We start from the raw sequence: 8555 nt of genomic DNA on the forward strand, positions 1-8555 counted from the left end.
CCGCCGGCCGCCCCCCCGCGGCCCGGATGCCGCCCCCCGGCCGGCCCCCGGCGCGGGGGCCCCCGCCCGCCCCCGCGGGGGCCGGGCCCGGCCGGGCCCGCGGCGCGGCGCGGCCACGCCACCGGTTCCCGGTCTTCCCCGGAATCCGCGTGACCGCGCCCTATCGGCAGGTGACGGACGGGCATAGCCGACCGGGCGGCGGGTATGCCGCAGCGCCCAACACGGTGGAAGGGGATCAGATGTCCGAACGGCACACCGCACTGCGCTCGATGCACGATCTGGGCCTGGCGGCCTGGTTCGGGGGCTCCCTGATGGGAGCGTTCGGCGTCAACGGCGCGGCGGCACAGATGAACGACTCGACCCAGCGGTTGCCGATGGCCTCGGCCGGCTGGGCCCGGTGGACGCCGGTGAACGCCGCCGCCATCGGGGCCCACCTCGCGGGTGCCGTCGGCGAACTGGTGACGGAGAGCCCCCGGATGGCGGCGCAGTCGGGAGTCGCCCGGGTCAGCACCCTGAAGACCGCGCTGACGGTCAGCGCGCTGGCGGTGACCGGCTACAGCCGGATGCTCGGCATGAAGCTGGAGAAGGCCGGCGGCCCGTCGGTCGAGGGGGTCACCGAACCCAATTCGCAGACCCCGTCGAACGTGGCGTCCTGCCAGCGGAAGATGCGGATGCTCCAGTGGGCGGTGCCCGCGCTGACGGGGGCGCTCATCGTGGTGACCGCGTACATGGGCGAGCAGCAGAAGCCCGGCGAGGTGTTCCGGGGGATGCTCGGCCGCGCGGGCGGGCTGCCGAAGGGGATGGGCGCGGTGATGGCGATGGGCGCGGCGGCCAAGAAGAGGCGGATGGCGATGTCCGGTCGCTGACCGGGCGACGTGCCCACCGGCGTCCCGCCGACTCCTCGGCGGCGGGGCGCCGCTCCGCGTCCGGAGTCGGGCGCGGCGGGTCCGCCCGGCACGACCGCGCCGGGGCGCCCGCGCAGGCATGACCGGCCCCGGGACGGGCAATCGGGGCCGGTAGCGGCGGACCCGACCAGCGAGGTGACCATGGCGGCAGGAGACGGACGCAGCGGGGGCAGGCGCACACCGGAGTCGATCACCCCGTGGGTGACCAGGGACGGCTTCGACGCGGAACCGCCCTGGGGCACCGGCGAGCACGACCCGATGGACGAGGGCAGTGAGGAGACCGCCGTGCCGGAGGGCCGGCGCGGGGACCGCCGCGCCGGCGAGCCGGCGGGGCCGGCCGGGAAGGGGGGCCGGCACGGATTCGGGCCGACCGAGCCGACCCGTACGCTGCCGGCCGGACCCGGCGCGCCCCCGGACCCGGCGCCGTCCCGGCGGACCTTCCCCGACGCCGCCGACGTCGAGGAGCGGACGGAGGACGCGCTACGGACCCGGGGCCGGCGCTCCTGAGCGACGTGGGCGGCGGCGCGGTACGTCCCGGCCGTCCCCGGCCTCGGGGCGCGGCCCGGTCAGGCCCCGGGTCCCGCCGCGCGCAGCAGCCGGAGCTGACCGATCTCGGCGACGTTCTTCATCAACTCGGCGTTGACCCAGCCGAGCATGTGCATCACCGTGTGCTCGGTGTCGTCCTGCCAGGGGAGCGATGCCGTGCGGTCGAGGTCGGCGTCGGTGAGGCGGTCGAGGACACCGAGCCACTCGGTACGCAGGCCGCGCAGCCACGCGACCGTCGGCTCGCCCGCGCCCGGCCACTCCACGTCGGCGCGCTGTCGTGGCGGCTGCCCCCGGAGGTGGTCCGTGGTGACCGTCCACCACCAGCCGATGTGCCAGGTCAGCCAGCCGATCGTCGGGACCGGTACCGGGTCGGGTTCGGTGTCGGCCCAGTCGGGCGTCCAGCCGCCGTCGGGGCCGCGACGCACCGTCCAGCAGAGCCCGGCCGGCTCCCAGAGGAAGTCCGCCGGCTCGATGCGCTCGAGGTGGTATTCGAACAGCGACCACGTCAGGTCGAACTGCCAGCGCAAGAGCGCGCGAGAGGGTGCCGTCACCCGGCGATCATGCCGGAGCCCGCGCGGCCCGGTCGACGCAATTAGCCCCGCGGGGCCGGCCGACCCGGGTCGCACGCCCGCCGTCAGGAGGGCGACGCCGCCCCCGCCCGCGCCGGGCGGACCCGCCCCACCGGTTCGACGCCCAGCAGTTCGGCCAGCCGGTCCGCGTCGCGCTGGGCCTGGTCGCCGCAGCAGTTGTTGAACAGCACGTGCAGCTCGCCGGCCTGCCCGGCCAGCTCGGTCAGCAGCTCCGACCAGCGGCGCAGTTCCTCGTCGCCGTACGCGTAGCGGAACTTCTCCTGCTTGTCCCCCGTCCCCCAGGCGCTGCTGTGCCCGTGGAAGCGGACGACCGCCAGCTCCGCCGTGGCGAACAGGATGGGCGGCACCGACGAGGGGTGCCCCTGCGGCATGTCCACGCAGACGAACGACAGGTCGCGCTCCCGCAGGAAACCGAGCGTGTCCAGCGCCGCCGTGCCGTCGAACCAGGACCCGTGGCGCAGCTCGACGGCGACCCGCCACGGCCGGCAGCGCTCGGCCAGCTCGGCGATGCGGCGCTCGGCGGCGGCGCCGCGGGCCAGCCACGGCGGGAACTGGAGCAGGACCGCGCCGAGCCGGTCGGCCGCCGCGATCGGGTCGAGCGCCGCCCGGAACCGGTCCCACAGCTCGTCCTACGCGGTCGCCGGCAGGTCCCGGCGCCGGATCCGGCTCGGACCGCCGGCCGGGCGCAGGTCGCGGGGCAGCGCCGCCACCGGGGTCGGGTGGCCCGTGAAGAGGCTGAAGGCCTTGACGTCGAAGGTGAACCCCTCCGGCGTGGCGTCGACCCACCCCTGCGTCGTCTCGGGCACGGGCACGGCGTAGTAGGAGGTGTCGACCTCGACCAGGGGAAAGCGCCCGGCGTAGAAGCCGAGCCGGCCGGCCGGGGTGTTCGCCGCACGCGGGTACCACCCCGAGCGCAGCAGCATCTGGTCCGCCCAGGACGACGTGCCCACCTTGATGACACCCATGTGGTTCAGTGGATCGCGAATCGGACGACTCGGCAACCGGTGGCGGAAAGCCGGCACGACAGGACGCGGTTTCTGTCGGTGGCCGGCCCTATCCTGAGCCCGTTCGGACGTCCGTGAAGAGGGGTGGCGGGATGACCACGACAGAGCAGCTGACCGGTGAGCGGGCCGACCTGGTGGAGACGCTGCGCCTGCATCGCGGCTTCCTCCGACAGACCGTCGCGGGGCTCACCGACGAGCAGGCCGCGACCCGCAGCACGGTCAGCGAGCTGTGCCCGGGCGGCCTGATCAAGCACGTGACGCAGGTCGAGCACCGGTGGATGCGGTTCGCCGTCGGCGGCGCCGAGGCGATGAACAGTGAGCCCCTCGACTGGGCCGCCCAGTTCCGCATGCTCGACGGCGAGACCCTCGCCGGGCTGCTCGCCGACTACGACCGGGTGGCCGCCGCGACGGACGAGCTGGTCGCCACGCACGACCTCGACGCCGCCCACCCGCTGCCGCAGGCCCCCTGGTTCGAGCCCGGCGCGAGCTGGACGGTCCGCCGCGTCCTGCTGCACCTGATCGCCGAGACCGCCCAGCACGCGGGGCACGCCGACATCCTCCGCGAGGCCATCGACGGCGCCAAGACCATGGGCTGACGCCCCCCGCGCGGCCCGCTTCCCGGCCCGGTGGTTGTCGGACGTCACACTCCATTCCGTGTGACGTCCCGGCATCTGGCGGCGCTGAGGGACACGAGATGAAAGCACACCGGATGGACCAGGAGACCGTCGAGCGACTGCTCGGCGGTCCGGTCGTCGACCCGCGGGACGCTCCGCAACCTGTCGCGTCGCTCCTGACGGCGGTCCGTGCCGCACCCCGCGCGGCTGAGCTCGCCGGGGAGGACGCCGCGGTACGGGCGTACCGGCTGGCGCGGGCCGGCACCCCCGTCGGCAGTCCCGAGCGGAGTCGTCGGGGCCGCGCCCTCGCCGGCTTCGGCGTTCGCGCCGCGCTGGCCGGTGTCGCTCTCGCCGTCACCGGCGGGGTGGCCTTCGCCGCGACCGGGGGCACCCTGCCCGGACCGCTGCGTGGCCCCGCCCCCACCACCGCCACACCCGCGCCGCCTCCGGCCGTCTCCCCCACCGCGGGTTCCGGCCGGCCGTCCGCGCCGCCCACCACGACGGAGGGTCGGCCCGACCCGAGCGCGTCCGTGGCAGCGCTGTGCCGGGCCTACCGGACGGACGGCGACGGCCCGGGCCGCGCCCTGGACAAGCCGGCCTTCGACGACCTCGTCCGCGCGGCCGGCGGCCGCGGCAAGGTGGCCGGCTACTGCGACCGCCTGCTGCCCGGCGAGTCGGCGGTCCCCGGGGCATCGGGCACACCGGTCGACCGGCCCGACGGCACCCCGACCCCCCAGCCGTCCGGGCGACCCACGACATCACCCTCCGTCCCGGCCGGCCGACCCTCGGCGCCCGGCAACGTCCAGATCTCGCCCGGCGACGTCCAGGTCTCGCCCGGCAACATCCAGATCTCGCCCGGCAACATCCAGGTCTCGCCCGACCACGGTCGCCCCACACCGGGCAGCGGCGACGGGCGCTGACCCCCACGCCATCGCGCCGCGGGGCACGACGGACCACCGCTGTCCGGGGTCACGCACCGCCCCGGGGCGCCGCCGGGAAGGGGCCGCCGCGCACGTGACGAACGCGCCGCGCGGGTGGCTCGGCCAGCCGGTGGGACGCCGACGCGCACCGGCCGGCGCTCGCCCGGTGACCCAGATCGGCCCGGCTGATAGCTTGCCCCGATGAGTCTGCGGCGTCGACGCGTGGCGATGCTCTTCCGCGTGGTGATCGTGATCAGCGTGTTGGCCGGGATCGTGCTCACCGCGCTGGGTCCCGCCACCGTCACCGGCCTGCTGCCGTACTTCACCATCCAGAGCAACGTCGCCGTCGGTCTCCTCGCCGGATACGCCGCCTGGCTGGCCTGGCGGGACCGTCCCGAGCCGCCGTCGCCGCTCAAGGGCGCGGTCACCCTCTACATCACCATCACCGGCGTGGTCTACCACCTGGTGCTCGACAACCCCGCCAGCCCGTTCGCGATGCCGCAGCCCGACCGCGCGTTCGGCGAGGCGCTGGGCAACCAGTTCCTGCACACCGTCGTGCCGCTGCTCGCGGTGGCGGACTGGGCGCTGTTCGACCGGCGGGGCCGGCTCCGCCCGCGGTATGCGGCGTGGTGGCTGGCGTTCCCGCTGGGCTACCTCGGTTTCGCGCTGGTCCGTGGGCTGGTGGTCGAGCGGTACCCGTACCCGTTCCTCGACGCCGGGGAGCTGGGCTACGACGGGGTGGGCGTCAGCGCGGTCTTCTTCGCCGTCGCGTTCTGGCTGCTCGGCCTGCTCTTCGTGGGCGTCGACCGGGGCCTGGCCCGCCGTGCCGGACCACCGGCCGCCCCCGCCACGCCCCCGTCCGGGACAGCCGCCCCGGCGCAGCGGTCGGCGGCCGTCGATTCCGCCCCGGTGTCGGGCGCCACCCCGGGCGGCCGGCCCGACGCGCCGGCCGTGCCGTGACGACCGCGCTCCCGGCGACCGTCGCAGAGCTGTACGCGGTCTTCGACCAGTGCCCAAGGCCAGCGGTGCGGGCTCGGCATCGGGCCGCACCTGTCGGTGTGGGCAGCCGACGGTTCGGAGCAGGACACCGGCGGGGGTGAGCCCGACTCACCCGGACGGGGTGAGACGCGGGAGGCCGCCAGCACCGCGCCACTCGACGTGGCGCAGCGCTGCGGCCACCGGAAGGCGGATCGTTTGACCGGGCGCTGAGCGGGCAGGCGGCGGGCGGAGCCGGAAACCGGAGGACAGGAGACATTCATGCGCGCGCTGCGGTTGCCGAACTGGAAGTCGGAACCCGAGTTGGTCGAGGTCGACGAGCCGACCCCGGGCCCCGGGCAGGTGGTCGTGAAGATCGGGGCCGCCGGCGCGTGCCACTCCGACCTCCACCTCATGCACGACTTCGAGGCCGGCGCCGTGCCGTGGAACCCGCCGTTCACCCTCGGCCACGAGAACGCCGGCTGGGTGCACGCCCTCGGCGACGGGGTCACCGGGCTGACGGTGGGCCAGCCGGTGGCCGTCTACGGTCCGTGGGGCTGCGGCACCTGTGCGCGCTGCCGGGTGGGCATCGACCCGTACTGCGAGAACATCGCCGAGGCGCCGGTGCCCGGCGGTGGCGGCGGTCTCGGCCTGGACGGCGGCATGGCCGAGTACATGCTGGTGCCGCACGCCCGGCACGTGGTGCCGCTGCCCGAGGGGCTCGATCCGGTGCTGGCGGCGCCGCTGACCGACGCGGGCCTCACCCCGTACCACGCGATCCGCCGCTCCTGGCAGAAGCTCGGGCCGACCAGCACCGCGGTGGTGGTCGGCGTCGGTGGGCTCGGCCACGTCGGCGTGCAGATCCTCAAGGCCACCACCGCGGCCCGGGTGATCGCGGTGGACACCCGCGAGGAGGCGCTGAAGCTCGGCGAGGAGTGCGGCGCGGACCTCACCATGCTCTCCGGCGAGGGCACCGCCCAGGAGATCCGCCGGGCCACCGGTGGCCGGGGCGCCGACGTGGTGCTGGACTTCGTCGGGGCCAACCCCACCCTCGCGCTCGGTGCCGCCGCCGCCCGCACCGTCGGCGACCTCACCATCGTCGGCATCGGCGGGGGCACCCTGCCGGTGAGCTACTTCGGCGTGCCGTACGAGGTGAGCATCCAGACCACGTACTGGGGCAGCCGGCCGGAGCTCATCGAGGTGCTGGAACTGGGCGCCCGGGGCCTGGTGAAGCCGAAGGCCAGCACCTTCCGGCTCGACGAGGCGGTCCTCGCGTACCGGAAGATGGCCGACGGCACGCTGGAGGGCCGGGCCGTCGTCGTGCCGTGACCACCACGTCCTAAAGTGATCATGTGGTCGCGGCGCTGGAGCTCTACCTGGACACCGACGCCACCCGGCGGATCCGGGTGCTCTGGGACGCGCTGGAGGCCGAGGGCGTGCAGAGCATGCGGTCGCTGCTGGAGCAGCGCCACCGACCGCACGTCTCGCTCGCCGTCGCGCCCCGCTTCGACCCGGAACGGGTCGCGGCGGCGCTGCGCGGCACGGTGGTGGCCGCGCCGCTGCGGCTGAGCTTCCAGCACGCCGGTCAGTTCGTCGGGCGGGTGCTCTGGCTGGGCCCGACCCCCACCGCCGAGCTGCTCGCGCACCACGCCGAGGTGCACGGCCGGCTGGCCGAGGCCGGCATCGGGCTGGTCGAGCACTACCAGCCGGGGCGCTGGGTGCCGCACTGCACGCTGTCGATGCGGGTGCCGAACGCGCTGATGGCCGCCGCCGTGCGCCGCTGCCTGGAGGTGCTGCCGCTGGAGGCGACCGTGGTCGGCGCGGCCCTCACCGACCACGCCCGGGGCATCTCGGTCCCGCTGCCGTAGCAGCTCGGACCGGCTGACCGCCGGCGCGCCGCGTCGAGCCCTCCGGTGCGCCACCCCGCCCCAGACCCTCGCCGGAGCGCCGCAGCCCGCCGGGTGCGCCGTCATGACCGGGCGGCGACGGGGTGCGGCGGGTTCTCGGCGGGCGGGGCGTCCCTGGCCGCCGCGCCGCGCCGGGTCAGCGCCACGCCGGCGAGCACGACGACCATTCCGACGACCGTACGCGGCGTCAGGCCCTCGCCCAGGAACACGGCCCCCAGCGCCACTGACACCACCGGCAGCAGGTATCCGACGGCGGCGGCGTTCGTCGCGCCCTCCTCCGCGACGACCCGGAAGGTGAGGTGGAATGTGATCGCCGTGCAGAGCACGCCGAGGACGACGACGGCGACGGCGGTCGCCGGGGTGGGCCGGGGCACGACCAGGCCGCCGGCGGGCAGGGCGAGGACGCTCCACCCGGTGGCCGCCACGAGCTGGGCGGCGGACAGCGCGATGGTGGGGGTGCCCCGGCCGGCCAGCTCGCGGCCCATCCAGGCGAAGCCGACCGCGTAACTCGCGGCGGCACCGAGGATGGCGAGCGAGTCCACGCTGACGAGCCCCGCCCGGCCCCAGGGCGCGAAGATCGTCAGTACGCCCACGAAGCCGAGCAGCAGTCCGGTCAGTCGGACCGGACGCGGCGCCCGCTCCGTGCCGAGGGCGACCCCGAGCAGCACCGACCAGAGGGGCGTCGTGGCGTTCAGCACGCCGGCCACTCCGGAGTCGACGGTCCGCTCCCCCACGCTGAACAGGGCGAACGGCAGGGCGTTGCAGAAGAAGGCCGCGACCACCAGGCGGCCCCACGTCGCCCGGTCGCGGGGCAGGCGGTGCCCCGCCCAACGGCAGGCGACCAGCAGCGCGGCGGCGCCGAGGGCGCACCGGGCGACGGTGACCTGGGCCGGGGACAACCCCTCCAGGGCCACCTTGATCCACAAGAAGGTCGAGCCCCACAGCAGGGCCAGTACGCCCAGCCGCAGCAACGCCCACGGTCCGCCGCCCATCGCCGCCCGTTACCTTTTTGATCGTCCCCAGCCGGGGACTGCTCGGTCGCCCGGCCTGGTATGACTTACTGCCCCTGTCGTACGCATGATCCGGGGGGTGTT

9 protein-coding genes and 1 pseudogene are annotated in these 8555 nt (G+C 75.5%); 7 read left to right on the forward strand and 3 right to left on the reverse strand.

Going from position 1 to position 8555, the window contains the following annotated elements; genetic code table 11:
* Positions 1 to 239: 239 nt before the first annotated feature.
* Positions 240 to 866, forward strand: coding sequence for a hypothetical protein (locus tag ACZ6Q9_RS18190; RefSeq protein WP_396830227.1), 627 nt, complete (start codon positions 240 to 242; stop codon positions 864 to 866).
* A gap of 180 nt (positions 867 to 1046) precedes the next feature.
* The gene (locus tag ACZ6Q9_RS18195) at positions 1047 to 1412 is read left to right on the forward strand and encodes a hypothetical protein (protein ID WP_363704184.1); all 366 of its coding nucleotides are present in this window, start codon (positions 1047 to 1049) and stop codon (positions 1410 to 1412) included.
* Between the two features lie 59 nt (positions 1413 to 1471).
* Here the strand turns inward: ACZ6Q9_RS18195 and ACZ6Q9_RS18200 are convergent, their stop codons facing one another.
* On the reverse strand, positions 1472 to 2002 hold the full coding sequence (locus ACZ6Q9_RS18200) for a DinB family protein (RefSeq protein WP_393452351.1): 531 nt from the start codon (positions 2000 to 2002) through the stop codon (positions 1472 to 1474).
* An 83-nt stretch (positions 2003 to 2085) separates the two neighbouring features.
* A pseudogene (locus ACZ6Q9_RS18205) lies at positions 2086 to 3006 on the reverse strand (DUF72 domain-containing protein).
* Between the two features lie 131 nt (positions 3007 to 3137).
* Here ACZ6Q9_RS18205 and ACZ6Q9_RS18210 point away from each other — a divergent pair.
* The 5 genes from ACZ6Q9_RS18210 to ACZ6Q9_RS18230 all read left to right on the forward strand — a co-directional run bounded on the left by ACZ6Q9_RS18210 (position 3138) and on the right by ACZ6Q9_RS18230 (position 7422).
* Positions 3138 to 3641 (forward strand): DinB family protein, encoded by a 504-nt coding sequence (locus tag ACZ6Q9_RS18210; RefSeq protein WP_393267682.1) that lies wholly within the window; start codon positions 3138 to 3140, stop codon positions 3639 to 3641.
* Between the two features lie 98 nt (positions 3642 to 3739).
* The gene (locus ACZ6Q9_RS18215) at positions 3740 to 4579 is read left to right on the forward strand and encodes a hypothetical protein (protein ID WP_396830228.1); all 840 of its coding nucleotides are present in this window, start codon (positions 3740 to 3742) and stop codon (positions 4577 to 4579) included.
* A 201-nt stretch (positions 4580 to 4780) separates the two neighbouring features.
* Positions 4781 to 5539, forward strand: coding sequence for a Pr6Pr family membrane protein (locus ACZ6Q9_RS18220; RefSeq protein WP_396830229.1), 759 nt, complete (start codon positions 4781 to 4783; stop codon positions 5537 to 5539).
* 297 nt (positions 5540 to 5836) lie between these two features.
* Positions 5837 to 6883, forward strand: coding sequence for an NAD(P)-dependent alcohol dehydrogenase (locus ACZ6Q9_RS18225; RefSeq protein WP_396830230.1), 1047 nt, complete (start codon positions 5837 to 5839; stop codon positions 6881 to 6883).
* 23 nt (positions 6884 to 6906) lie between these two features.
* Positions 6907 to 7422, forward strand: a complete 516-nt coding sequence (locus ACZ6Q9_RS18230; protein WP_393267692.1) for a 2'-5' RNA ligase family protein — start codon at positions 6907 to 6909, stop codon at positions 7420 to 7422.
* Between the two features lie 101 nt (positions 7423 to 7523).
* Here the strand turns inward: ACZ6Q9_RS18230 and ACZ6Q9_RS18235 are convergent, their stop codons facing one another.
* Positions 7524 to 8453 (reverse strand): DMT family transporter, encoded by a 930-nt coding sequence (locus tag ACZ6Q9_RS18235; RefSeq protein WP_396830231.1) that lies wholly within the window; start codon positions 8451 to 8453, stop codon positions 7524 to 7526.
* Positions 8454 to 8555: the final 102 nt, after the last annotated feature.

It is taken from the genome of Micromonospora sp. NPDC049139 (genome assembly GCF_055586845.1).

Coding starts and splice junctions, on each gene's coding strand:
- ACZ6Q9_RS18220 (WP_396830229.1), top strand. CDS start 4,781: ATGAGTCTGCGGCGTCGACGCGTGGCGATGCTCTTCCGCGTGGTGATC.
- ACZ6Q9_RS18215 (WP_396830228.1), top strand. CDS start 3,740: ATGAAAGCACACCGGATGGACCAGGAGACCGTCGAGCGACTGCTCGGC.
- ACZ6Q9_RS18190 (WP_396830227.1), top strand. CDS start 240: ATGTCCGAACGGCACACCGCACTGCGCTCGATGCACGATCTGGGCCTG.
- ACZ6Q9_RS18195 (WP_363704184.1), top strand. CDS start 1,047: ATGGCGGCAGGAGACGGACGCAGCGGGGGCAGGCGCACACCGGAGTCG.
- ACZ6Q9_RS18225 (WP_396830230.1), top strand. CDS start 5,837: ATGCGCGCGCTGCGGTTGCCGAACTGGAAGTCGGAACCCGAGTTGGTC.
- ACZ6Q9_RS18210 (WP_393267682.1), top strand. CDS start 3,138: ATGACCACGACAGAGCAGCTGACCGGTGAGCGGGCCGACCTGGTGGAG.
- ACZ6Q9_RS18235 (WP_396830231.1), bottom strand. CDS start 8,453: ATGGGCGGCGGACCGTGGGCGTTGCTGCGGCTGGGCGTACTGGCCCTG.